The sequence below is a fragment of the Micromonospora sp. NPDC048947 genome (assembly GCF_040649495.1).
Classification (GTDB): Bacteria; Actinomycetota; Actinomycetes; order Mycobacteriales; family Micromonosporaceae; genus Micromonospora; species Micromonospora alfalfae.
Window position 1 is genome coordinate 99,202 of the sequence record NZ_JBEZFO010000010.1, and the last position, 22,331, is coordinate 121,532.

The window sequence follows — 22,331 nt, forward strand, 5'->3', positions numbered from 1 at the left end:
CCGGACGTATCCCGCAGCCGGGGCACGTTGGTGTCGGACCAGCGTGACCCGATGTTCTCAGTAGAGGAACGCGACCTGATCCAGCGCCGGCTGCTGCATCTGGCGGAACAGGACCCGGGTGTCGTCGCCGCCGCGATCACCGGGTCGCATGCCACGAACGATGAGGATCGCTGGTCGGACATCGATCTGGCCTTCGGGGTCAGCGACCCGCTCGACGCCGTCATGGGTCGATGGACGCAGCAGATGTATCAGGACTTCGCGGCGGTCCACCACTGGGATCTGACGTCCGGGTCGGCGATCTACCGGGTGTTCCTGCTGCCTCATTGCCTGGAAGTCGACCTCTCGTTCAGCCCGGAAGTCGAGTTCGGGCCGCGAGGCCCGAGTTGGCGACTCATATTCGGGCGAGCCACGCCACCCCGGGCCTCCGCGCCGAGCGGTCACGACGGCACGGCCGGCCTGGCATGGCACCACGCGCTGCACGCACGGATCAGCATCGAACGAGGCAGACACTGGCAGGCGGAGCACTGGATCAGCGCCATGCGCGCCCAGACAATCGCACTCGCCTGCCAGCGACTGGGCCACCCCACCAGCTACGCCAAAGGCGCTCACCTACTACCCCCCGACATCACCGGCCCGCTCGAAACGACCCTGGTCCGTTCCACTGATGAGACCGAGTTACGCCGTGCGCTCGCGGCCGCCGCAACGGCCCTGACCGCGGAACTCACCCGCACGGACCCGGCCCTGGCCGATCGGCTGCACCCGATTCTCAGCGAACTCACCGCGATCGATCGGCAGCCACGAAGCAGCAGGCCACAGACCGAGTTGCCTCAGGAACACTGAGACTTCGACCGCGCACGTCCCATGCGCTGCGGCACCGCAAGCCGTCGGTGGAGCACGGTCAGCAGCGATTACCTCGACCTTGTGGTGAGCGGTGAAGCTCACCAGGTGTCGGGCGGCAGCGAGGTCTCCCCCCGTCCGGGCCGTAGCCGAAAGCCCGGACGGGGGAAGACCGCGACCCGTTCCGCACCGGGTCGCCGGCCTGAGATCAGTGGACGGGCTCGCCGAACCAGCGGGAGAGGTGCTCGTCCAGGTCCTGCTGATCATCACCGACCCAGGCGATGTGCCCGTCGGGGCGCAACAGGACACAGGAGACGTCCAGCTCAGCGGTGGCATCCGCCAGGTGATCGACCCGCTCTGACCAGCCGCCGACGGTCAGGCGTTCGGTGCGATCCAGCAGCAGACCGCGTCCACGGTGCAGCAGACCGTAGAGGTGGCCCTGTTTCACAGCGACGTCAGGCAGCCGTCGACCGAGTAGGTCGGGCCCAGCGCCGAAGTCGTAGCGGATACCGATTGCGGTGATCTTCTTCAACAGATGCAGGTTCACCTCGTCGAAGTCCATCAGCTCGGTGAGCAGCCTGCGCAGGGCCTGTGCGCCCGGTTCGGTGGACAACAGCTCCGTCTGGGCTCGGGTGTTGTCCAGCACCTCAGCGGCGACCGGCCGGCGTTCGGCCTGGTAGGTGTCCAGCAGGGCCTGCGGCGCCCAACCACGGATCCGCGCGGCGAGTTTCCAGCCGAGGTTGACTGCGTCCTGAACGCCGAGGTTGAGGCCCTGTCCGCCGATGGGCGGATGGATGTGCGCCGCGTCGCCGGCCAGCAGCACTCGCCCGACCCGATAATGGTCGGCCAGTCGGGTCGCATCGCCGAAGCGGGACAACCAGCGCGGCGAGTGCACGCCGAAGTCGGTCCCGGCGATGGCGCGCAACTGGCGCTTGAAATCATCGAGGGTGGGCGGTTCGGCGCGATCACTGACGCCGGCCGCGGGCACCAGGACGCTGTAGACGTCAGCGCCTGCCGGCCGGAGCCAGAATCGTTGGTGGGTTTCGCGGATCTCGGCGACCTTGGCGGCGATCTCCTCCGGCGGCACGCCCGCTTCCATCTCGCCCATCAGGCTCTCGGTCCGTGCGGGCTCGCCGGGGAACCCGACGCCGAGCAGTTTGCGCACCGTGCTGCGCCCGCCGTCACAGCCGACGAGGTAGCGCGAGCGCAGCTGTTCCCCGTCGGCCAACTCGACGGTGACGCCCTCGTCGTCCTGCGCGAGGCCGGTGACGGCGCAACCACGCCGGACCTGCGCACCCAGTTCGATGGCGTGTTCCTCGAGTAGACGTTCGATGACGGGCTGCGGGATACCCAGCAGGTAGGCGTACCGGGAATCCAGGCCGCGGGGCGCGGCCTTGGCGATGGCGGCGAAGTAGGCGCTGGCCGGACGCTGCCGCCCGTGCGGGAGGATGCGTTCCAGCAGCCCGCGCATCGCCATCAGCTCGAGACTGCGGATGTGCAGGCCGACGATGCGCACGGCCGACACCGGCTCGGTCTCCTTCTCCAGAACGAGGACCCGTACGTCGTGTAGTCGCAGTTCGGCGGCGAGCATCGCGCCGGTCGGCCCACAGCCGGCGATGATCACGTCGTATCTGCCGGGCGCGCGATCGGTGTGCGGGTCCGACGGAGCGGGGCTGACATCGCTCACTGTGGAGTCGCGCTCGACCGGATCGGTCGACGACGGCTCGGCGGTGAAGTGCGCAGAGTGCATAGGTGTTGCCTTTCGGGAGTGCCGTGTTGGCAGGGCGCTCCCGGCGACACCTACGTCAATCGCCCGACCGGGACGGCAGGGGGAGCACCCACATCGCTACAACGTTCATGGGTCTCACCTCCTCGGGCCGTGTCGCGGTCACCTGCAACCTATCTCCCCCGGCGCGATCCCGTCGACTTGTTTCTCCGCCAGGTGATCATGGTGCCGCGTGGGTCAGTGATCGGTGCAGCCACTCGGCCATCAGCGCGCGTTCGGCGTCGGTGAGCCCCGGGAGGTCGGGCAGCACCGTCGCGAAGGTCACCGCGACAGCGTTCGCGGTGGTGTCGGGGGTCGCCGGAGTCGTCGTCAGGATGCTGGTGAGCACGGCATCGAGCATGGCCTCGCCCAGACCGAGGTCGCGCTGGTCGGCGGGCATTCCCAGCAGGGTGAGGATGGTGCCGTTGCCCGCCGAGTGGATCATCAGGAGCGCACGCTGCTCGTCGACCCGGAGCAGGCCGGCCGCGGCGAGTCGCCGGACGCGGCGGCGGAGCACGTCGAGGCCGGCGACAGTCGCCGGCGAGGGTGCGCCGCTCCCCCGGGCGGCGATCAGCGCGTACAGCTCGGGGTTTGTCAGGCCGAACTCCACGTGCGCGCGCCATCCGGAGCGCAGGCCCGCGACCGGATCGCCCGTCTCGACGTCCGCTGCGACCGATTTACCGCTGACGTAGCTGGCCATGACGTGCTCGGCGACGGCGTCGATGAGACCGTCCTTGTCGCCGAACAGGCGATAGATGGTGGGCGCCTGCACACCGGCGGCCTGGGCGACGGCGCGCGTCGTGACCGCGTTCGCGCCCTTGTCGCGCAGCAGTTGGGTCGCCGCCGCGACGATGCCCGCACGGACGTCGTCGCGGGTGTCCTGCGTCGTCACCATGGACCAATGCTAACAGCGCCTTGTTATCTCTGAAATATCGATGCTAACGTTCAGGCCGTAACGCCGATAACAAGGGAGTGTTCATCATGTTCGTCGTCACCGGTGCCACTGGTCAGCTCGGGTCCCAGATCGTCGACCGGCTGCTCGACCGGCTACCACCCGACGCCGTGGGCGTGAGCGTGCGCGACGTCGACAGGGCCGCCGGCCTCGCGGAGCGTGGGGTCCGGGTGCGCGCCGGAGACTTCACCGACCCGGCCACCCTGGAGCACGCCTTCGCGGGCGCCGACAAGGTTCTCGTCGTGTCCGCCTCCATCCGCGGCCACGCCGCGATCGCCGCGAACCGCGCCGCCATCGACGCCGCCCGCGCCGCGGGAGCGAGCCGAATCCTGTACACCAGTCACCAGGCCGCCTCCCGGGACTCGCTCTTCGCCGCCCAGCCCACCCACGCCGCGGCCGAGGAGCACCTGGCCGGGTTGGGGGTTCCCTTCACCGCCCTGCGCAACGGGTTCTACGCAAGCACACTCAGCCTCTCCATCGGCACGGCGCTGGAGACCGGTCAACTCGTGGCGCCGGCGGACGGCCCGGTGTCCTGGACCGCACATGCCGACCTGGCCGAGGCCGCAGCCGTCGCCCTCACCGAGGACGGCGTACTCGACGGGGTCACGGCTCCGCTGACCGCGCCGGAGATGCTCGACCTCGAAGCGGTGGCCGCCATCCTCAGCGACATCACGGGCCGTACCGTCGAACGTGTCGTCGCGGATGACGACGAGTGGCGGGCATCCGCCATCGCCCGAGGCATGCCCGCGGCGGCGGCCGACTTCACTCTCGGCATGTACCGCGCGGCGCGCGCAAAGGAGTTCGCCGTAACCGATCCGACGCTGGAGACAGCCATCGGCCACCGCCCGACCCCGGTTCGCGCGGTGCTCGAGACCATCGTCGCCCAACGATGAGGGGCCGAGGACCCGTCCCGGCCCAGGGGGTCGTCAGCGCAGCATCGCCCGGGTCATCCGACGGATGGCGACGTACATCGCGGCCGAGCCGAACGCGATGAGGTAGGCCACCGGGATCAGCAGCTCCCAGCCGAGGTGGCCCAGCGCGGGTTCCCGGACCAGCTCGATGCTGTGGTAGAGCGGCAGCGCCTGGATCAGGGGTCGCACCGCCTCCGGGTAGACCGACATTGGATAGAACGTCGTCGCGAACAGGTACATCGGCAGCATGAAGAGCTGGATGTACTGGAAGTCGGGGAAGTCGCGCAGGTACGTCGTGACGGCCAGCCCAGCGGCGGCGAACGCGTACGAGATCAGCAGCGACGCCGGCAGGGCCAGCAACACCCAGGCCGAGGTGACCAGCCCACCGACGGCCATCAGGGTGAGGAAACCGATCGACGTCAGCAGCCCGTTGATCATCGCGCTGGTCACCTCGCCGACGGCGATGTCGGTGACGGAGAGCGGTGTCGGCAGGATCGCCTCGTAGGTCTTCTCGACCCTCATCCGGATGAACACACCGAAGCTCGTCTGGTTGAACGCCGTGTTCATCGCGGTGGTGGCCAGGATCGCCGGGGCCACGTAGGCGGCGTACGGGACATCGACGCCGGGGACCGTGCCGACGAGCATCCCGACGCCGACGCCGATCGACAGCAGGTACAGGATCGGTTCGACGAGCGCGTTGAGCAGCGGCGTGACCGACCGGCGGTAGATCATGAAGTTGCGTTCGATGAGCGCCAGGGCCCGGCGTCTCGTCCAGGCGGGTACGGCGACGGTGGTCAAGGTGCCTCCACGGGGCTCTGGGCATGGGCCGTCACGGGTGCAACCGTCGGCGGTAGGTGACCCGGGCGACCAGGAAGCCGCCGATGGCGAGCACCAGCAAGTAGGCGATGTGCACGGAGCTGCCGGCGATCGTCGCGGTGCCGAGGCTGAGAGTGCGGCACAGCTCCACCCCGTGCCACAGCGGCAGCAGGTAGGACACCGGTCGGATCCACTCGGGTAGCTGCGAGACCGCGAAGAACGTGCCGGAGAACATGTAGAGCGGCATGATGACGAAGCGGAACACCGTGTCGATGTGGCGCAGTTTGCGTACGCTGACCGCCCACGCGGCGGCGGGTGCCGCGAACGCGACCCCGGTCAGCGTCGCGCCGAGCAGGGCGCCGAGGGCCCACCATCCCCCGATCAACCCGAACGCGGCCATCACCACGATGAAGGCGCCGCTGGCGATGAGCACCCGGAAGGTGATGAACAGCAGGTGCCCGGCGGCGAGCTGCTCCGGCCTCAACGGTGTCGGTGTGGCGCTGCGGTACGCGCCGAAACCGGCAGCCCGGGCGACACCCCCGGACCCTTCCAGGAACGCGTTCTGCATCGCGGCGGCGGCCAGCATGCCCGGGGCGAAGAACGCCGCGTACGAGACGCCGACGATCTGGGTTGGCGCGTTGTCGTCGACCAGGGCGCCCAGCCCGGCGCCGATGCCGATGAGGAACAGCAACGGGTTCAGCACGTTGATCACAATCGAGCCACGCCAGGTACGTCGGTAACGCGTCAACCAGTACCCGAACACCCGAAACATCAGTGGTCTCCCCTGCTACTCGATGAGCGATCGGCCGGTGAGCTTGAGGAACACGTCCTCCAACGTCGCGCGGCGGACCAGCGCGGTGAGCGGCGTGAGCGACATGGCGTGCACAGCGGCGAGGGCGGCCTCGCCGTCGACGGTGTAGACGAGCACCCGGTCGGGGAGCAGTTCGACGCGGTCCTCGGTGTCGTTGCCTCCGGTGGCCAGCATCGATGTCCGGAGCTTCTGCGCCGCCGTGTCGCGTTCGTCGAGGCGGAAGCGGAGTTCGAGAACCTCCCGGGTGGCGTACCTGGTGATCAGTTCCCGGGGTGAGCCCTGCGCGACGATGCGGCCGTGGTCGACCACGATGAGCCGGTCGCAGAGCTGCTCGGCCTCGTCCATGTAGTGCGTGGTGAGGATGAGCGTGACGCCCTGCTGTTTGAGCTGGAAGAGCCGGTCCCACAGGATGTGTCGGGCCTGCGGGTCGAGGCCGGTGGTCGGCTCGTCGAGCAGCAGGATGTCCGGTTCGTTGATCAGGGAGCGGGCGATGGTCAGCCGCCGCCGCATGCCGCCGGAGAGCGTCTCGACCTGGTCGCCGGCCTTCTCCTGAAGTTGGGCGAAGTCGAGCAGTCGGGTCGCCCGGTCCCGGATGACGGCCCGCGACAGGCCGAAGTAACGCCCGTAGATGTGCAGGTTCTCCCGCACGGTGAGCTCGTTGTCCAGGTGGTCGTCCTGCGTGACGACGCCCAGCCGGGCGCGGATCTCCGGCCCCTGCCTCATCGGGTCCATGCCCAGTACGCGCAGGCTGCCGCCGCTGATCGGCGACGTGGCGGCGATCATCCGCATGGTGGTGGACTTGCCGGCGCCGTTGGGGCCGAGAAGCCCGAAGGACTCGCCTCGTTCGAGGGCGAAGTCGATGCCGTCGACAGCGCGGAACTCCGCAGTGGACCCACGTGCTGGATAAACCTTCGTCAGATCTCTCGCTTCGACCAGCGAATGTTCGCTCACCACGGCAGCCTAGAGAAAATCAACAGTGGAGTGCAAGATCTGAGCAGAGCTATGTAATTTCTCGACTCCTTCCGGATTTGACCCTCGACCGGGTTGAGGCCCAACCATTGGCGACATGACCGACCACGCGACCGCCGACAGCACAATGACCCGCATCATCGAGGCCGTGCAGCTCGGCCAGAGCGGCGCGCCTGACCGGGCGCGTGAGCTGCTCACCGCCTTGTGGGACGAACTCGGCCCCACCGGCGACGCCCTGCACCGCTGCACCCTGGCGCATTACCTCGCCGACCTTCAGGACAGCACCGAGGCGGAGCTGACCTGGGACGAACGTGCCCTGACCGCCGTGTCCGACCTGACCGACGAACGCGCCCAGCGGTATCTGTCCTCGCTCCAGGTCCAGGCGTTCCTGCCGTCGCTGTACCTCAACCTGGCCGACTGCCACCGCCGCCTGGGCAACGTCGGTGCGGCCCGGGAGCACCTCGCCCGAGCCCGCGAACACCTGCTGCTGCTACCGGACGACCCGTACGGCGAGAGCATCCGCGCCGCGGTCCGGGACTTCGTCGAGGACGATCCGACCGACCGCCGACGGTAGCGGTCGGTCGGGTCACCGACCCTGGCGTGCGACGCCCGCGCGGTACTCCTGCGGCGAACGTCCATAGTGGGCACGGAAGAGGCGGCTGAAGTGGGCCTTGTCCGGAAAACCCCAACGGGCGGCGATGGTGTGGATCGGCTGCCGCAGCAGCGGGTTGCCGAGATCACGCCGGCACTGCTCCAGGCGCTTGGTGCGGATGAGTTCGGCAACGGTCGTCGCCTCCGCCTCGAACAGGCGGTGCAGCGACCGCGGCGAGATGTGGTGGGCGGCGGCGACGCTGCGAGGGCTGAGTTCGTCGCTGTCGAGGTGGCGGTCGATGAAATCGACGATCCGGGCCCGCAGTGCGGTGTGCCGCGCCTCCGGTGACAGGGTGTCCTCGATGTCGAGGTACTGAGCGAGCGCGGCAGTGAGCAGGTCCACCGCCACCCCGCCCAGGATCTCGGCCTGGGCCGGTTCGAACTGCTCCGGGTGTGCCGCGATGCTGCGCAGGTGGTGGACCAACAGCCCGCCGACGCCCAGATGCGACGGAATCGGCGTGGCCAGTAGGCGGCGGAGCCGGTCCGAGGCCAGTGGCAGCGCCGCGTGCGGTATCTGCACGGTGATCGTGGTGGCGAGTCCAGGGCCGTCCGCGTAGTGCCGGGCGACGTGCGGCCGCGCGGTGTCCAACAGCGTGAACTGGTTGGCGGCTTCCAGCGTGGACTCGGTGCGGTCCTGGATCAACGTGCTGCGTCCCGTCAGTGGGAGCGCGAGTTGATACACATCCCCCTCGGCGCGGCGGACCAGTCTCGTCGGCCGGATCGAGTCCAGCGACGGGTAGCGCAGCGAGGTCATCCGAATGCGGCCGAGATCGATGGCCTGCGCGTAGGCCACGAAGTTGTCCAGGTGGCCGCTGCTGATGTGCGCTGGCGCCGTCTCCTGGGCGACCAGGGCATACCAGAACGCGAAGCGGTCCGCCGGGGGCAACACAGTCGTGTCCACCACCATGTTGGGCAACATTCCGCTCGCCTCCCCCCACATGCGAGGATGGATTCTTGCATGCCTCGATGCCCATCACCCACGACGAGATTCCCACGCCCGGTGCTGCCCGGTGGGTTGGCGAATGTCGGCGGTGACCGGCGCCGACGTGCGGGAGGCGGCCGAGGAGATGACCCGGGTGCTGCTGCCACACCGGGAACGCGACTGGTCGGTGCCGGCCGGCTCGCTGAGCTGGAGCTGCTGGACCACCGCGGCGCACGTCGCGCACGACCTCCTCGCGTACGCGGGGCAGGTCACCGGCCGCCCGGATGACGGCTATCTCCCGTACGACCTGCGGGTCTCACCCGAGGCGAGCCCGACGCAGGTGCTCACAGTGGTGCGGGCCTGCGCCGGTCTGCTCGCCGCCGCCGTCGACGCGGCCCCGTCTGACACGCGCGCCTGGCACTGGGGCCCGTGCGATCCGACCGGGTTCGCCGCCATGGGTGTGGCGGAGACCCTGCTGCACACGTACGACATCACCCTCGGCCTCGGTGTGCGGTGGCAGCCGCCGCAGCGGTTGAGCGCGCTGGTGCTGCACCGACTCTTCCCGGATGCCCCGCCTGGGGCGGTACCCGAGGTGCTGCTCTGGTTGACCGGGCGCGGTGAGCTGCCGGGTCGGGACCGGCGCACGTCCTGGAGTTGGCACGCCAGGGTGGACTGACGACTAGGCGTGCAGCGAGTGCCGGTGGCCGTCGAGAGGGAAGGGCGGCCGGGCCGGCAACACCTCCTGGAACGCGAAGCCGCACTTCTGCGCCACCCGGCAGGACGCGACGTTGTCCACCTGGTGCAGCAGGTCGAGGCGGGCCACCTCGGGGAACCGGTCGAACGCCCAGCGGCTCAGCGCGGTGACCGCGCGCGGGGCGACGCCGCGACCGCGTGCCCACGACGCCGTCCAGTAGCCGACCTCCGGGGCCGGGCGCTCCGGCGTGAGCCCCTTGAGCACCACGTTGCCCACCAGCCGGTCGCCGTCGGTCTGCTCTTCGATGACGGCGAAGGTGTACCGGCGGCCGTCGGCCCAGTCGCGCAGTGCGCCTTCCAGCCACCGTCGGGCCTCGGCGGCGGTGGTCACCGGGGCTCTGGTCCAGCGGCGCAGGACCGGATCCCGGTACGCCTGCACCAGCTCATCCAGGTCGTCGGCGCACCACTGACGCAGTGCGACACCCGGCGTCGATGGTGTGTCGGGCGTCCGCGATTCGATCAGCATCGGCACAGTCTGCCGTGGTCATGGCCGGGGAGTCAGCCCCGACGGCGGCGCCACAGCTGCCACCAGGTGCGGCGCGGGCGCGACGGCTTCACGACGGTCGCCGGTTCGGTGACGGTCGAGGTGAGCTTGGGGCGGGCCCGTTCGGCGCGCCAGCGGCGCACCACGTCCTCGGTGTTCACCGGGCGCACCGCGACCCGGGGGCCGTCGTCGGGGAAGCGCAGCCACGACACGATCTGCACGTTCAGCTGCCCCACGAAGTCGCGGACGGACTGCTCGGTGGGCAGGTCACGGACCTCGTCGGGGACCTGCTCGATGCGTCGGCGCAGTTGCAGCGACGTGGGCAGGAGCAGGTCGCTGGGGAGTGCCTCGCGCTCCAGGAAGCTCTTGATCCACCACGCCTCGTCGTACGGTGCCCCCCGACCGGGGATCGGCTTGCCCATGCCGGGCAGGGCGTCGAACTCGCCGCGCTGAACGGCATCCTGGATCTTCGCCTCCACTGACGCTTCCCACGCCTCGGTCACCGTGCGGCACCTCCCTGGCCACCGTAACGCGCCGCCTCCGGCCGGCGACACGCACTTGCCAGGGGTCAGCGCGTCCGCCACGGTGAGCATTCCCGCCGGTGCCGCTGCCGTTGCACCGAACGCGAGTGGATCACCCCGGATCGCAGGCCACGGCCTGCCAGGTGGCCCTGGGGTGGGATGTTCATCCCGATTACGGTCGGTGTGAGGACTACCGAACGGGGGAAGCGTCGTGGTGGGTACTGGTGCACTGCTGGGCATCGCGCTGGTGGCGTTGGGGCTGGTGCTCACGCCCGGCCCGAACATGGTCTATCTGGTATCGCGCTCCGTGGCGCAGGGCCGTCGTGCCGGGTTGGTCTCACTGCTCGGGGTGGCCGCCGGCTTCGGCGTCTACCTGGCGGCGGCGGTCGCCGGGCTGGCCACCGTCTTCGTCCTGGTGCCGACGCTGTACGCGGTGGTGAAGCTGGCCGGTGCCGGCTACCTGCTCTGGCTGGCCTGGCGGACGCTGCGCCCGGGTGGGCACTCGCCGTTCCGGCCCGCGCCGCTGCCGCCGGACCGGCCCCGGCGGCTGTTCACCATGGGCCTGATCACCAATCTGCTGAACCCGAAGATCGCGATCCTCTACGTGTCGCTGCTCCCGCAGTTCATCGACCCGACGCGGGGGCACCTGGCCACGCAGAGCCTGCTGCTCGGTCTGACCCAGATCGTCGTGGCGCTGAGCGTGAACGCGCTGATCGTGCTCAGCGCCGGCTCGCTGGCCGGGTTCTTCGCCCGCCGACCGGTGTGGTTGCGGGTGCAGCGGTGGGTGACCGGCACCGCGCTCGCGGCGCTGGCCGTGCGCATCGCCGCCGACCGCTCGCGCGCGGCGGTCGCCACGCCCTGACCCGGGCGGTCAGCGGCCCCGGTGGCGGTCGAGCATCCCGGCGGCCAGCGGCGCCGCGTCCAGGTCACCGGCGGCGAGCCGGGCGGCGAGGGTACGGCGTACCAGCCGGTCGGCCAACGCGGGCGCATGCCGGCCGACGGCCATCTCCAGCCGGCCGCGGGCGGTGGTCGCCACGTCTCGGGGCGCCCGCCGGGCGGTGGCGGTCCGCAGGATCGCCGCGACCACCCCTTCGACGGGCTCGGGGCGCGACACCCCCCGCAGGGAAAGCCCGGCCTCGGCGGTGCTGTCGTGGATCGGGGAGGCGACCATGCTCGGGTAGACGACGCTGATACCGACGTGGGTGCCCACCTCGTGGCGCAGCGCGTCGGCGTAGGCGACCACCGCCCGTTTACTCACCCCGTAGGCGGCGGCGAGCGGCAGCGGCAACACCGCCATCCGGCTGGCCACGAAGATCACCCGTCCGCGTGCGGTGACCAACGGCGGCAGCGCGGCGGCGGTGGTGCGCCAGGCGGCGAGGAGGTTGACCTCCAGTTGCCGGCGAACCACCTCGTCGGGCGGCAACTCGGCCGGCGCTGGACCACCGACCCCGGCGTTGTTGATCAGCAAGTCGAGCCCGCCGAGCCGGTCGACGGCGGCCCGAACCGCCACCGGTACGGCGTCGGGGTCGGTCAGGTCGCAGCCCAGCACCGGCACGTCGTCGTCGTCGGGACGGGCGTGCAGGTCGAGCCCCACCACTCGGGCGCCGGCCGCGCTCAGCGCGGCGCCGAGGTGGCGGCCGAAGGTCCCGCTCGCCCCGGTGACCAGCACCCGCCGACCGGCCACTGATCGGCCGCTCACCGGGGTGCCCCCATCGAGGGCGCCGCACCGGAGCGGGCGCGGCGGGCTCCGGCGGTCAACTCCCGGGCCAACTCGGCCAGGTAGACGTCGAAGTCCACCCGCATCGCCGGGCGGCGCTGACCCCAGCGGGCGGTCGCGGCCCGCAGTTCGGCCCGGCAGGCGGCGCGCTGTCGCTCCGGGTCGGGCAGCGCGTACCGGCCGGCGAGGTGCGCCGCGATCAGCTTGGCCTGCGCCTCGACCAGGGGAAACGCGGAACCGGTGGACTGCATCAACCCGACGAAGCTCAGCCCTGGGGCGTCGGGGTGGAACACGTGCCGGTACAACGGCAGGGTGTCGGCGCCCCCGGCGAGCAGCGCCGGGTCGAGGAACGGGACGTCCACCCGGTAACCGGTGCACCAGATGATCAGATCGACGCTGTCGCTGCGGCCGTCGGTGAACTCCACCCGGTCGCCGTCGAGGGCGGCGACGCCGGGTCGGGCCTCGACGTCACCGTGGGTCAGCCGCGACAGCAACCCGTCGGAGAGCGTCGGGTGGTCCTGTAGGAAGCCGTGCGTCGGCGCGGGTAGCCCGTAACGGGTGGGGTTGCCGACGGTGGCGCTCAGCATCGTCTGGCTGATGCGTTGACGCAGACGCCACGGCAGCCGGCGGGCCAACGCCCCGTTGAGGGTGTCCGAGGGGCGACCCAGCAGGTACTTCGGCACCACCCAGACGCCCCGGCGCAGCGACAGCAGGGTGCGGGTGGCGGCGTACGACGCGTCGACGGCAATGTCCATCGCGGAGTTGCCGCCGCCGACGACCAGGACCCGCCTGCCGGTCAACTGTTCCGGGCCCCGGTAGTCGTGGCTGTGGATCTGCTCGGCCGTACAGGTGCCGGGGTAGCCGGGGTCGGGCAGCCGGGGCACCCGGTTGTGCCCGTTGGCGACGACCACCGCGTCGACGGTGACCTCGACCGGGCCGCTCGGGCCGCTGGCGGTCACCGTCCAGGTGCCGTTGGGGTGCTGGGTGACCCGCTCGACGGTGTGGCGCAGCCGGATGGTGTCGGCCAGCCCGAAACGCGTGGCGTAGTCGGCGAGGTAACCGGCGACACGACGGTGGTCGGGGTAGTCGGGCCAGTCGGTGGGCATCGGGTGGTCGGCGAACTGGGTGCGACCACGGCTGGTGTTGAGGTGCAGCGTGCGGTACGCGGGCGAGTCGGGCGCCCCGTACACCCAGAGGCCGCCGACCTGTTCGGCGGCCTCGAAGGCCACAGTTGGCACGTCGGCGTCGCGTAGTGCCTTGATCGCGGCGAGGCCGGCGGCGCCAGCCCCGATCACCGCCACCCGCTGTGGTACGCCCATTGCCGCCCCCATTAATCCAACGTCCGATGGATAATCGTCGCGCGGCGGCGGCCCGTCAAGGGGTCGGTGGTCCGTACAGCCCGTCGAGCAGGCGGTGCACGAACGCCCGGAACTCGCGCCTTTCCCGAGCGCCGGGCGCGCCGGCGGCCAGCGCCACCACGTGCCCGTGCGTCGCCCACACCAGACTCCGCACGGTGATGTGCGGGGTCGGCTCCGCCAGCGCCCCGGTCGCCGCGGCGGCGGTGAGCAGCTCCGCGACCAGCAGGTACAACGGGTCGGCGTAGCGCTGGTCGAGCTCGGCGTGCCGCTGCGGTTCCAACCAGCGGCGCAGCCACAGCGCTGTGGTCTCGGGGCGGTCCTCCAGGAAGTCGACGAAGACGTCGACCAGCTCGTGCAGGGCCCTGAGCGCCGCGTCCGGACCGGCGTCGAGAGCGGCACGGGCCTGCGCGGCGGCCTCGGTCAGCACGTCCCGCTCGGCGGCGAACACCCGGGCGAAGCACGCGTCGTAGAGCGCTGCCTTCGTACCCGTGTGGTGCGCGACAGTGGCGACGTCGACCCCGGCGGCGGCGGCGACCTCCCGCAGCCCGACGGCGTCGAAGCCCCGCTCGGCGAAGAGCGCTGTCGCCGCGGTGAGCACCACCTCGCGGGTCGGCCGGGTCTCGTCGCGGCGGGGTCGGCCCGGGCGGCGGCGGGGCATGGTCATGGCCGCCATTCTGCCCCTAGAATCCAGCAACCGTTGGATTGTGGAGAGGATGCGGCGATGACCGGGCTGGACCGGCGGCCCGCGGCCGCCACCGACGCGACGCTGCCGCGCGGCCCGCTGGCGGGCTTCGCGGCCGGCTCGCTCGGCATGGGTGTCTGGGTGACAGTGCCCGGCCTGCTGCTGCTCTACTTCCTCACCGACGTGCTGGCCGTCGGGCCGTGGCTGGCCGGCCTGGCGCTGCTGCTGCCGAAGATCGCCGACGTGCTGCTGCACCCCTGGGTGGGGCACCGCGCCGACGTCGAGCAGACCCGACGCGGCGACCGTCGTCGCCTCCTGCTGCTCGGCTGCGCCCTGCCGGTCGCGTTCGCCGCGCTCTTCGCGGTGCCCGGCGGCCTGACCGGCGCGCCGGCCGCGGCGTGGGTGGCGGTGTTCTTCATCGCCGGCAACCTGCTCTTCGCCGCCTACCAGGTCCCCTACCTGTCCACACCGGCCGACCTGCGCATCGGCTACCACGAACGCACCCGGCTGATGGCGTTCCGGATGGTGGTGCTGACCCTGGGCATCCTGGTCTCCGGGCTGCTGGCCCCGCTGCTCACCGGCGGCGACGCCGCGACGCGGGACGGCTACCAGCGGATGGGCGTGGTCCTGGCGGTGGGGATGCTGGCGGCCATGCTGGTCGGTGTCGCCGGCATCGCCCGGCTGCGCGGGTCCGCCCCGGTCAGCACCGCTTCCGGGCACGGCGGGTGGCGGGCGTTGCGCACGGCCTTGCGCGACAGGCAGTTCCGGTGGCTGGTCGCCGCGTACCTGGCGATGTCCACCACCACCCACCTGGTGCTCGCCGGGGTGCCCTACTACGCCGAGTACGAGCTGCGCGCCCCGGGCCTGACCACGGTGTTGGTGGCCGCGTTCGTGGCGCCGGCGCTGCTGGTCACCCCGGCCTGGCTGGTGGTGGCCCGCCACGTCGGCAAGCAGCGGGCGTTGCTCGGCGCGCAGGGCGCGTTCGCGATCGGCTCGCTGGTGTTGGCGGTGGGCCGACCGGCCGGCCTGCCGGTGCTGGTCGCCGCGGTGGCGGTGCTCGGGGTGGCGTTCGCCGGCATGCAGCTGCTGCCGTTCTCGATGCTGCCCGACGTGATCCGCGCCGCCAGCAACGCCGGCAGCACCGGGGCCGGCACCTACACCGGGGTGTGGACGGCCACCGAGGCCACCGGCGCGGCCCTGGGCCCGTACGCGTACGCGCTGTGCCTGACAGTGGGTGGTTTCGTGGCCTCGACCGCCGGTGAGTCACCGGTGCAGCCGGACGCCGCGCTCGCGGCGGTCCGCTACGGCTTCGGGTTGCTGCCGGCGGTGGCGATGCTCGCGGCGCTGCTGCTGCAACGCCGCTACACCCTGGACGCGACGGCCCGGGCGGCGAGCTGATCGGCCGGCACTAGACTTCGCCCTCGATGGACGCCCAGCCCAGCACCACCGAGACCCGCCCGTGCGCCCACTGTGGAGCGCCGGTGGCGCAGCGTGTCGGCGCGGGTCGACCGTTTCGCTACTGCCGCGACAACGACGGCGCCTGCCAGCGCGCCTCCCGCAACAGCCGGATGCGCCACCGCAACGCTCCCGGTCTGCCTGGGCAGGTGGCCCGCACCTGGGAGGCGGTGGACCGACTCGACCAGATCGTCGAGACGTTGACCGAGTCGCTGCACGCCGAGCTGTCCCCGGTGGGTGTGCAGCGGCAGCTGGCACAGGTCCGCGCGGAGGCCGCCACCGAGATCGCGGCGGCGCAGACTGAACGCGACGAGGCCCGCGACGACGCCGAGACCGCGGCGGCCGACGCGGCGCGCGCCCGCGAGCAGGCCCGCGGGGCCCGCGCCGAGGCTGACGACGCCCGCCAGCGCGCCGAGTTGGCGCAGCGGCAGGTCACCGCCGCCGACGAGCGGGCGCGGCACGCTGAGGCCGCCCGCGACCAGGCGCGCCACGATGCCAGCGCCGCCGAGGCGCTGCGCGCCCAGGCCGAACGCGACCGCGACCAGGCCCGGGCCGAGGCGCGGGATCTGCGCACACAGCGTGACGCCGATCGGCAGCGGGTGGCCGACCTGGGCGTGGAACGCGACGCGCTGCGCGTCGAGGCCGAACGGGCCAGCCGCGCCGCCGCCGAGGCGACCGAGCGGGCCGGGCGGTGGCAGGCCGAGGTGCAGGACGTCCGGCGCCAGATCGAGCAGTCGCGCGCCGACGCGGCGCGGACCCGCGCGGAGGCCGCCGACGCCGCCCGGGCGCGCGAGCAGGCCGACCGGGCCCGCGACCGCGCCGAGGTCGCCGCCCGGCAGGCCGACGACGCCCGGCAGGAGGCTGCGGAGCTGGCCGCGCGGCTGCGCGCGGAGGTGGCGGCCCTGGCCGCCCAGCGCGACACGCTCACCGCCGAGCTGACGGTGGCCCGGCAGGCAGCGGCGACCGCCGAGGGTCACCGCACCGCACTGACGGTACGGCTCGACGCCGCCGAGACCGACCGGGACCTGGCCCAGCGGCGGGTGGCGCAGCTCGGCGACCAGGTCAGTGACCTGGCGTTGGCGCTGGCACGCCTCGGCGCCGCCACTCCCGGCGACGCCACCTGATCATCGTGGCGCAACCTTCGGTAGGCTCAGGCGGTTAACCTCCCCGGTGGCAGCGGACACACCGTTGTCCCGACCCGCCTGGGGATCACCTCACCGGGTGTGCGTCCCGGCCGGCTACCCTTGGTCCCGGCCCACCCGTGGACGCCTCACGCCCTCGGGCGGGAATGGCTCGACGGGGACGCACCGTTACACCCAGAAGACCAGCACCACGAACGAGGGGAAGTCGATCATGGGCGAGCGTATGCTGCGCGGAAGCCGCCTTGGCGCGGTGAGCTACGAATCCGACCGCAACACGGAGCTCGCGCCGCGTCAGACCCGCGAGTACCTCTGCGCCAAGGGCCACCAGTTCGAGGTGCCGTTCGCCGTCGACGCCGAGGTCCCGACGACCTGGGAATGCAAGTTCGACGGCAGCGTCGCCCGACTCGTCGACGGCAACGAGCCGGAGCAGAAGAAGGCCAAGCCACCGCGTACCCACTGGGACATGCTTCTGGAGCGGCGTTCCATCGCCGAGCTGGAGGACATCCTGGAGGAGCGCCTGCAGGAGGTTCGGACCCGCCGCGGCCGCGCCTGAGCCGCACGACGCACGATGACGGCGCCCCCGGGGAAAACCCCGGGGGCGCCATCATGTCTGTCTGGCCTGGTGTCAGTGCCGGCCGGGTTCGACGATCTCGCCCTCGATGGCCCGACCGCCGTCGACCACCACCGGCTGCTCCGGCTGCGGGGCGGGTTGCGGCGCACCTTGACGCACCCGCACCGTGCGGGGCCCGAACAGGTCACCGGCGACCATCGACGACACCCGCCGCTCAGTGGCGCGGCGCACCCCGGCGCGGGCCAGTCGACGCACCGGCGGCACCAGCAGCAGCAACCCGACCAACCCGCTGACCAGGCCGGGCACCGCCAGCAACAGCGCGCCGGCCAGCCCGACGAGCCCGTCGGTCACCTGACCACCCGGGGGTTGCCCGGCCGCCGCCGCGGCACGGAAACCACGCCAGGCGCGCATCCCCTCGCGGCGCAGCAGCACCAACCCCAGCAGTGACGCGGCGAACACCAGCAACACCGCCGCGCCGAACCCCAGCGCCCGTCCCACGCCGACGAACACCGCCAGCTCCAGCACCACCGCCAGCAACAGGGCCAACGGTACGAACCTCAGTCCTCGGCGCATCTCACCTCATCGCCATTCCTGCGGACACCACGGACGTGTTCCGCTCATCCAGCATGACACGGCCGCGCTCACGGCCACCGTGCCTGGCCGGTGGCGGTGCCGTGCAGGCCCCGGCGTACCGCCTGGCGGCGGTCGCGCACCCCCCAGGCGGTGATCCGCCACAGCGCCTCGGCCACGATCTTCGGGCTCATCTTGCTGTCGCCGCGTTCCCGCTCGGCGAAGGTGATCGGCACCTCCACGATCCGCACCCCGGCCCGGTGCGCCAGCCGCGACAACTCCACCTGGAACGAGTAGCCCTGGGAGGTCACCGACTCCAGGTCGATGGCGTCCAACGCGCTGATCCGGTACACCCGGTAACCGCCGGTGGCGTCCGAGACGGGCATGCCCAACGCCAGGCGCGCGTACAGGTTGCCGCCGCGCGACAGCAACAGCCGCCGCAGCGGCCAGTTGAGCACCCGGGCGCCACTGGTCCACCGGGAGCCGATCACCACGTCGGCGTCGCGGGCGGCGTCCAGCAGCGCCGGCAGGTCCTCCGGGGCGTGGGAGCCGTCCGCGTCCATCTCCACGACCGCCTGGTAGCCACGCTCGCGCGCCCACCCGAACCCGGCCAGGTACGCCGCGCCGAGGCCCTGCTTGCCCTGACGGTGCAGCACCTGCACGTGCGCGTCGCCGTCGGCGAGGGCGTCGGCGATCGCCCCGGTGCCGTCGGGGCTGTTGTCGTCGGCGATGAGGATCTGCACCGCCGGGGCGGCCCGCCGGACCCGGCCCACGATCACGGCGATGTTGTCGGCCTCGTTGTAGGTGGGGATCACCACCAGCACCCGGCCCACCCCGGGCACCTCGTCCGCGCGTCGGATCGTATCGGTCGCCTGGATCACGGTTCCTCCGCTCCCGCCGGCGTACCGGCTGTTGCTATCCGGGCCTGACCCACTGCCGCCGGCGCAGCACCGCCGCGCCGACCAGGGCCGCCGCGGCGAGCGCGGCGAGCGCCACCTCCGGCCACCAGCCGAGGCGGGTGGCGAGGGTGCGTCCGTCGTCGAGCCGCAACTGCCGCACCACGACCTCCCGGGTGTTGAACCCGGTGGCATCGCTTACCCGCCCGTCGGGTGCGACGAACCCGGACACTCCGACCGTGGAGGCCATCAACGCCGGCCGTCCGTGCTCCACCGCCCGCAACCGCACCATGGCCATCTGCTGGCGGGCCTCCGCCACGTCGAAGGTGGCGTTGTTGGTCTGCACCACCAGCAGTTGCGCGCCGCCGGTGACGGTGTCGCGGACCACCTCGTCGTAGGCGACCTCGAAGCAGATCACGTCACCGAGCACGGTGGTGCCGGCGCGTACCACGCCCGGGGTGCTTCCCGGCACGAAGTCGTTACGGATCAGGTCGACCTTCTTGCTGACCAGCCGGGCCACGTCGCGCAGCGGCACGTACTCGGCGAACGGCACCGGGTGGCGTTTCGTGTACAGCTGGTCGAGGTCCGCGCCGGTGCCGGGGTGCCACAGGATGCCCGCGTTGCGGACCTGCCCGGCGTCGGGGCCCAGCAGCACCGCGCCGACCAGGATCGGCGCGCCGATGGTGTCGGCGGCCTGGGAGATACGCGCACCGGCGGTGGGGTTGCGCAGCGGGTCGATGTCGCTGGAGTTCTCCGGCCACACCACCAGGTCGGGTCGCCGCTGCTGCCCGGCGGCGACCCGACCGGCCAGTTCGATGGTGGCGTCGACGTGGTTGTTGAGCACCGCCTGCCGTTGGGCGTTGAAGTCCAGGCCCAGCCGCGGCACGTTGCCCTGCACGATCGCCACGGTGACGGTGTCGCCGGACCCGGCGGTGGCGACCGGCACCAGCAGACCCCCGACGGTCAGCGCGACCGCCACGACGGCCGGTACGACCACCGGCGTCCACCGCCGCGCCCCAACACCCCCCGCGCGTGCCGGGCCGTCCAGCGGGCCGTCAGCGCCCGGCGCGGCGTCGCCCGGCGCGGTGGGGGGCTCGGGTGCGTGGCGCTGGGCGGTGACCCAGCCCCGCCAGGCGGCGGTGACCAGCAACCCGCCGATGAGGGCCACGACGAAGGTGACCAACGGGGCGCCGCCCAGCGCGGCCAGTCGCAGCAGCGGTGAGCTGTCCTGGCTGAACGCCAACCGGCCCCACGGGAACCCGCCGAACGGGGTGCGGTCGCGCAGCGCCTCCTGCCCGACCCAGAGCAACCCGGTCAGCGCCGGCCACGTCCAACGGGCGCGGTCGACCAGCGGCGACACCCAGGCGGTGGCAGCGCCCAGCAACGCCAGGTAACCGGCCTGCAGCAGCGACAGCAGCACCCACGGCAGATAGCCGGTGTGCAGGTTCGTCCAGGCCAGCAGCGGGGCGAAGAACGCCACCCCGGTCAGGAAACCCAGGCCGGCGCCGGCGCGCAACCGGCGCCGGTGCGCGGCGGTGGCCAGCAACGCCACCCCGACCGGCGCGAGCGGCCACACCCCGTACGGGGGGAACGCCACCAGCAGGGCCAGCCCGGCGGCCACGGCCAGGGGCACGGCGACCCGCAGCGGCAGCGGTCGACCGGGAACGACCGGCCGGGGTAGCGCCGCCGGGGCGTGCGTCTCGTCCCGGTCCAGGGTCGTCACCGCTTCACCTCGATCACGGGGCGAAGGTTACCTGGCTGGCGGGTGCACCGGCCGCGTCGGGCCGTCGGGCACGAACCGCCCGGCAGACATGAAATCGGGGCGCGGCTCGCGCCGCGCCCCGATGCTCCCAGGCCCTTCCCGGCCGGTGTGGCGAGGATGGGGCACGACGACCTTCGGACCGACCGGACGTGGACTGGCTGCCCCCGCCGGGCCGTTGTCTACTGGCCGTGCACCTCACCCTGCCCGTACACCGGTAACCGCGGCCGGTTCGCGCCGCCCCGCCGACCCCCGCCCGCTGGACCTGGCCGCCGCGACGATGACGCTCAAACATGTCGCTCGGCCAGCGGACGAAGGGACGAAGCGAACAACAGCCGCTTCCCGTGGTAGGACTCAAAGACGGTACGTGCCGACCCCCGTCGGTTGTCAACCCGCAGCCGGCCTGTCGTGTGTTGCGACACGGCGTGTCGGGTCGGCGAGTCTCAATGCGTACGCAGATGCTGACGCAGCAGCGCCTGCGCGGCCGCCCTGTGCTCCTCGGCGAGCAGCCCTCCGGCGGCCAACACGTAGTCGGCGTCGACCACCGCCGCGGCGGCGCGCGGCAACGCCCACCCACCGGCGTGGTCGGCCAGGACCGCCGTCAGCACCTGCCCGGACACGTCCGCCGTCGAGTGCCGCAGCACCCCACCGGAGCCCACCAGCATCCGCACGTCGCGCAGGTCCCGCCCGGCCCGCTCACCGGTGGCGGCGCCCCGGGCGTGCCGGCGCAGCGCCACAGTCGCGGCGAGGGTGGCGATGCGCCGGTCCACGGCCCGCTCGACGTCGTCGACGGCCAGGAACGCCGGGTCGGTCGCCCGGCGCGCCGCAGCGGCACCCAGGTCGTCGGCCTCACCGGCGGCGAGCAGCCGCTCCTCCACCGCGGCCCGCACCACCCCGGGGGCGCTCCACCGCATGCCCAGGTCGCCCTCCACGGTGCGGGCCCGCCACAGGCTGCCGGCGACCTCCCGGCCCGGCCCGGTGGCCCGCTCGTCGGGCGTGAGCACCGAGTACACGTCGGTGGTGGCCCCACCCACGTCGACCACTGCCAGGTCCCCGCCGAGGGTGTCGGCGAGCACCTCCACACCGGTGAGCACCGCGTCGGGGGTGGCCGCCCGCACCAACCGCGCGAACCGGGCCCCCCTCGACAGTCGTTTACCACCGATGACGTGGCGCAGGAACACCGCCCGGATCGCCGCCCGCGCCGACGCCGGGGCGAGCACCCCGATGCGCGGCAGGACGTTGTCGGCGTCGGTGACCGGCACCCCGGCGTCGCGCAGCAGCCCGGTCACCTGCTCGCGCACGTCGGCGTTGCCCGCGTACACCACGGGCCGGCGCCACCGGGCCCGGGCCAGGCGGGTGGCGTTGTGGGTGACCGTGTCGGCGTCGCCGCCGTCGGTGCCGCCCACGAGCAGCACCACGTCCGGGCGGGCCGCCCGCAACGCCGTCAAATCGGCGGCGCCCAGCCGGCCGGCCGCGACGTGCACCACGTGCGCGCCGGCGGACAACCCGACCCGCCGGCCGGCCTGCGCGGTGACCAGCGGCTCGTAGCCAATCACGGCCAGCCGCAGCCCACCACCGGCCGACGAGCACACGTACCAGGGCACGTCGCGCACGCCGAGCCCGGCGGTGGCCGCCGCGACGGCGGCGTCGAGGCCGTGCAGCACGTCGGTGCCCACTGTGGTGGGCGCCGACGCCGCGCCGGCCAGGACACCGCCGGCCAGGTCCACCACCGCCACCTTCGTGTACGTGGAGCCGACGTCGGCGCAGACCGCCAGGGTCACGAGTTTCC

General features: G+C 72.3%; 22 protein-coding genes and 1 pseudogene. 8 read left to right on the forward strand and 15 right to left on the reverse strand.

The window, feature by feature from the left end; translation table 11 throughout:
* Positions 1-51 precede the first annotated feature (51 nt).
* On the forward strand, positions 52-840 hold the full coding sequence (locus AB0B98_RS16565) for a nucleotidyltransferase domain-containing protein (protein ID WP_357363468.1): 789 nt from the start codon (positions 52-54) through the stop codon (positions 838-840).
* 205 nt (positions 841-1,045) lie between these two features.
* Here AB0B98_RS16565 and rox read toward each other — a convergent pair whose 3' ends face one another.
* The gene (rox, locus tag AB0B98_RS16570; RefSeq protein WP_357363470.1) at positions 1,046-2,587 is read right to left on the reverse strand and encodes a rifampin monooxygenase; all 1,542 of its coding nucleotides are present in this window, start codon (positions 2,585-2,587) and stop codon (positions 1,046-1,048) included.
* A gap of 196 nt (positions 2,588-2,783) precedes the next feature.
* Entirely contained in the window at positions 2,784-3,497 is a 714-nt protein-coding gene (locus AB0B98_RS16575) for a TetR/AcrR family transcriptional regulator (RefSeq protein ID WP_357363472.1), read from the reverse strand.
* Between the two features lie 86 nt (positions 3,498-3,583).
* Between AB0B98_RS16575 and AB0B98_RS16580 the strand changes: the two genes are divergently transcribed.
* Positions 3,584-4,447: an NAD(P)H-binding protein gene (locus AB0B98_RS16580; RefSeq protein WP_357363474.1), complete on the forward strand. Its 864-nt coding sequence runs from the start codon at positions 3,584-3,586 to the stop codon at positions 4,445-4,447.
* Positions 4,448-4,480: 33 nt separating this feature from the next.
* On the opposite strand, the gene AB0B98_RS16585 is transcribed toward AB0B98_RS16580, so the two are convergent.
* From AB0B98_RS16585 to AB0B98_RS16595, 3 genes are read right to left on the reverse strand one after another with little or no spacing between them, the layout of a single operon-like run.
* The gene (locus AB0B98_RS16585) at positions 4,481-5,263 is read right to left on the reverse strand and encodes an ABC transporter permease (RefSeq protein WP_357363476.1); all 783 of its coding nucleotides are present in this window, start codon (positions 5,261-5,263) and stop codon (positions 4,481-4,483) included.
* A gap of 31 nt (positions 5,264-5,294) precedes the next feature.
* Positions 5,295-6,053 (reverse strand): ABC transporter permease, encoded by a 759-nt coding sequence (locus tag AB0B98_RS16590; protein WP_357363478.1) that lies wholly within the window; start codon positions 6,051-6,053, stop codon positions 5,295-5,297.
* A 15-nt stretch (positions 6,054-6,068) separates the two neighbouring features.
* Positions 6,069-7,010: an ABC transporter ATP-binding protein gene (locus AB0B98_RS16595; protein WP_357363658.1), complete on the reverse strand. Its 942-nt coding sequence runs from the start codon at positions 7,008-7,010 to the stop codon at positions 6,069-6,071.
* A gap of 148 nt (positions 7,011-7,158) precedes the next feature.
* Between AB0B98_RS16595 and AB0B98_RS16600 the strand changes: the two genes are divergently transcribed.
* Positions 7,159-7,635, forward strand: coding sequence for a hypothetical protein (locus AB0B98_RS16600; RefSeq protein WP_357363480.1), 477 nt, complete (start codon positions 7,159-7,161; stop codon positions 7,633-7,635).
* Positions 7,636-7,647: 12 nt separating this feature from the next.
* On the opposite strand, the gene AB0B98_RS16605 is transcribed toward AB0B98_RS16600, so the two are convergent.
* Entirely contained in the window at positions 7,648-8,631 is a 984-nt protein-coding gene (locus tag AB0B98_RS16605) for a helix-turn-helix domain-containing protein (RefSeq protein ID WP_357363482.1), read from the reverse strand.
* 103 nt (positions 8,632-8,734) lie between these two features.
* Between AB0B98_RS16605 and AB0B98_RS16610 the strand changes: the two genes are divergently transcribed.
* The gene (locus tag AB0B98_RS16610; RefSeq protein ID WP_357363483.1) at positions 8,735-9,310 is read left to right on the forward strand and encodes a maleylpyruvate isomerase N-terminal domain-containing protein; all 576 of its coding nucleotides are present in this window, start codon (positions 8,735-8,737) and stop codon (positions 9,308-9,310) included.
* Positions 9,311-9,313: 3 nt separating this feature from the next.
* Here the strand turns inward: AB0B98_RS16610 and AB0B98_RS16615 are convergent, their stop codons facing one another.
* The gene (locus AB0B98_RS16615; RefSeq protein ID WP_357363485.1) at positions 9,314-9,853 is read right to left on the reverse strand and encodes a GNAT family N-acetyltransferase; all 540 of its coding nucleotides are present in this window, start codon (positions 9,851-9,853) and stop codon (positions 9,314-9,316) included.
* Positions 9,854-9,885: 32 nt separating this feature from the next.
* The gene (locus AB0B98_RS16620; protein WP_357363487.1) at positions 9,886-10,374 is read right to left on the reverse strand and encodes a DUF1992 domain-containing protein; all 489 of its coding nucleotides are present in this window, start codon (positions 10,372-10,374) and stop codon (positions 9,886-9,888) included.
* A 229-nt stretch (positions 10,375-10,603) separates the two neighbouring features.
* On the opposite strand from AB0B98_RS16620, the gene AB0B98_RS16625 reads away from it, so the two are divergent.
* Positions 10,604-11,254, forward strand: a complete 651-nt coding sequence (locus tag AB0B98_RS16625; protein WP_238669864.1) for a LysE family translocator — start codon at positions 10,604-10,606, stop codon at positions 11,252-11,254.
* 9 nt (positions 11,255-11,263) lie between these two features.
* On the opposite strand, the gene AB0B98_RS16630 is transcribed toward AB0B98_RS16625, so the two are convergent.
* Genes AB0B98_RS16630 through AB0B98_RS16640 form a run of 3 tightly spaced genes read right to left on the reverse strand, consistent with a single transcriptional unit; the run spans position 11,264 to position 14,131 of the window.
* A complete protein-coding gene (locus tag AB0B98_RS16630; RefSeq protein WP_357363489.1) occupies positions 11,264-12,091 on the reverse strand; it encodes an SDR family NAD(P)-dependent oxidoreductase in 828 nt (275 codons plus the stop codon).
* Positions 12,088-13,428: an NAD(P)-binding domain-containing protein gene (locus AB0B98_RS16635; protein WP_357363491.1), complete on the reverse strand. Its 1,341-nt coding sequence runs from the start codon at positions 13,426-13,428 to the stop codon at positions 12,088-12,090. The genes AB0B98_RS16630 and AB0B98_RS16635 overlap by 4 nt, the downstream gene beginning before the upstream one ends.
* Positions 13,429-13,483: 55 nt before the next feature.
* Complete coding sequence (locus tag AB0B98_RS16640; RefSeq protein WP_357363493.1) at positions 13,484-14,131, reverse strand: TetR/AcrR family transcriptional regulator; 648 nt, start codon at positions 14,129-14,131, stop codon at positions 13,484-13,486.
* A gap of 57 nt (positions 14,132-14,188) precedes the next feature.
* Here AB0B98_RS16640 and AB0B98_RS16645 point away from each other — a divergent pair, with 57 nt between their 5' ends.
* The 3 genes from AB0B98_RS16645 to AB0B98_RS16655 all read left to right on the forward strand — a co-directional run bounded on the left by AB0B98_RS16645 (position 14,189) and on the right by AB0B98_RS16655 (position 17,299).
* Positions 14,189-15,547 (forward strand): MFS transporter, encoded by a 1,359-nt coding sequence (locus tag AB0B98_RS16645; RefSeq protein WP_357363495.1) that lies wholly within the window; start codon positions 14,189-14,191, stop codon positions 15,545-15,547.
* Positions 15,548-15,573: 26 nt separating this feature from the next.
* Positions 15,574-16,728: a hypothetical protein gene (locus tag AB0B98_RS16650; protein WP_357363497.1), complete on the forward strand. Its 1,155-nt coding sequence runs from the start codon at positions 15,574-15,576 to the stop codon at positions 16,726-16,728.
* A gap of 229 nt (positions 16,729-16,957) precedes the next feature.
* Complete coding sequence (locus AB0B98_RS16655) at positions 16,958-17,299, forward strand: RNA polymerase-binding protein RbpA (protein WP_091398247.1); 342 nt, start codon at positions 16,958-16,960, stop codon at positions 17,297-17,299.
* 72 nt (positions 17,300-17,371) lie between these two features.
* On the opposite strand, the gene AB0B98_RS16660 is transcribed toward AB0B98_RS16655, so the two are convergent.
* The 4 genes and pseudogenes from AB0B98_RS16660 to AB0B98_RS16675 form a co-directional block, all read right to left on the reverse strand.
* Positions 17,372-17,890, reverse strand: a complete 519-nt coding sequence (locus AB0B98_RS16660) for an FxsA family protein (RefSeq protein WP_357363499.1) — start codon at positions 17,888-17,890, stop codon at positions 17,372-17,374.
* A 68-nt stretch (positions 17,891-17,958) separates the two neighbouring features.
* Positions 17,959-18,768, reverse strand: a complete 810-nt coding sequence (locus AB0B98_RS16665) for a polyprenol monophosphomannose synthase (RefSeq protein ID WP_238670720.1) — start codon at positions 18,766-18,768, stop codon at positions 17,959-17,961.
* A 37-nt stretch (positions 18,769-18,805) separates the two neighbouring features.
* A pseudogene (gene lnt, locus AB0B98_RS16670) lies at positions 18,806-20,497 on the reverse strand (apolipoprotein N-acyltransferase); the annotation flags it as partial.
* A 488-nt stretch (positions 20,498-20,985) separates the two neighbouring features.
* Positions 20,986-22,323: a glutamate mutase L gene (locus tag AB0B98_RS16675; protein ID WP_357363502.1), complete on the reverse strand. Its 1,338-nt coding sequence runs from the start codon at positions 22,321-22,323 to the stop codon at positions 20,986-20,988.
* Positions 22,324-22,331: the final 8 nt, after the last annotated feature.

Coding starts and splice junctions, on each gene's coding strand:
- AB0B98_RS16565 (WP_357363468.1), top strand. CDS start 52: ATGTTCTCAGTAGAGGAACGCGACCTGATCCAGCGCCGGCTGCTGCAT.
- rox (WP_357363470.1), bottom strand. CDS start 2,587: ATGCACTCTGCGCACTTCACCGCCGAGCCGTCGTCGACCGATCCGGTC.
- AB0B98_RS16575 (WP_357363472.1), bottom strand. CDS start 3,497: ATGGTGACGACGCAGGACACCCGCGACGACGTCCGTGCGGGCATCGTC.
- AB0B98_RS16580 (WP_357363474.1), top strand. CDS start 3,584: ATGTTCGTCGTCACCGGTGCCACTGGTCAGCTCGGGTCCCAGATCGTC.
- AB0B98_RS16590 (WP_357363478.1), bottom strand. CDS start 6,053: ATGTTTCGGGTGTTCGGGTACTGGTTGACGCGTTACCGACGTACCTGG.
- AB0B98_RS16600 (WP_357363480.1), top strand. CDS start 7,159: ATGACCGACCACGCGACCGCCGACAGCACAATGACCCGCATCATCGAG.
- AB0B98_RS16605 (WP_357363482.1), bottom strand. CDS start 8,631: ATGTTGCCCAACATGGTGGTGGACACGACTGTGTTGCCCCCGGCGGAC.
- AB0B98_RS16610 (WP_357363483.1), top strand. CDS start 8,735: ATGTCGGCGGTGACCGGCGCCGACGTGCGGGAGGCGGCCGAGGAGATG.
- AB0B98_RS16615 (WP_357363485.1), bottom strand. CDS start 9,853: ATGCTGATCGAATCGCGGACGCCCGACACACCATCGACGCCGGGTGTC.
- AB0B98_RS16635 (WP_357363491.1), bottom strand. CDS start 13,428: ATGGGCGTACCACAGCGGGTGGCGGTGATCGGGGCTGGCGCCGCCGGC.
- AB0B98_RS16640 (WP_357363493.1), bottom strand. CDS start 14,131: ATGACCATGCCCCGCCGCCGCCCGGGCCGACCCCGCCGCGACGAGACC.
- AB0B98_RS16645 (WP_357363495.1), top strand. CDS start 14,189: ATGACCGGGCTGGACCGGCGGCCCGCGGCCGCCACCGACGCGACGCTG.
- AB0B98_RS16650 (WP_357363497.1), top strand. CDS start 15,574: ATGGACGCCCAGCCCAGCACCACCGAGACCCGCCCGTGCGCCCACTGT.
- AB0B98_RS16655 (WP_091398247.1), top strand. CDS start 16,958: ATGGGCGAGCGTATGCTGCGCGGAAGCCGCCTTGGCGCGGTGAGCTAC.
- AB0B98_RS16660 (WP_357363499.1), bottom strand. CDS start 17,890: ATGCGCCGAGGACTGAGGTTCGTACCGTTGGCCCTGTTGCTGGCGGTG.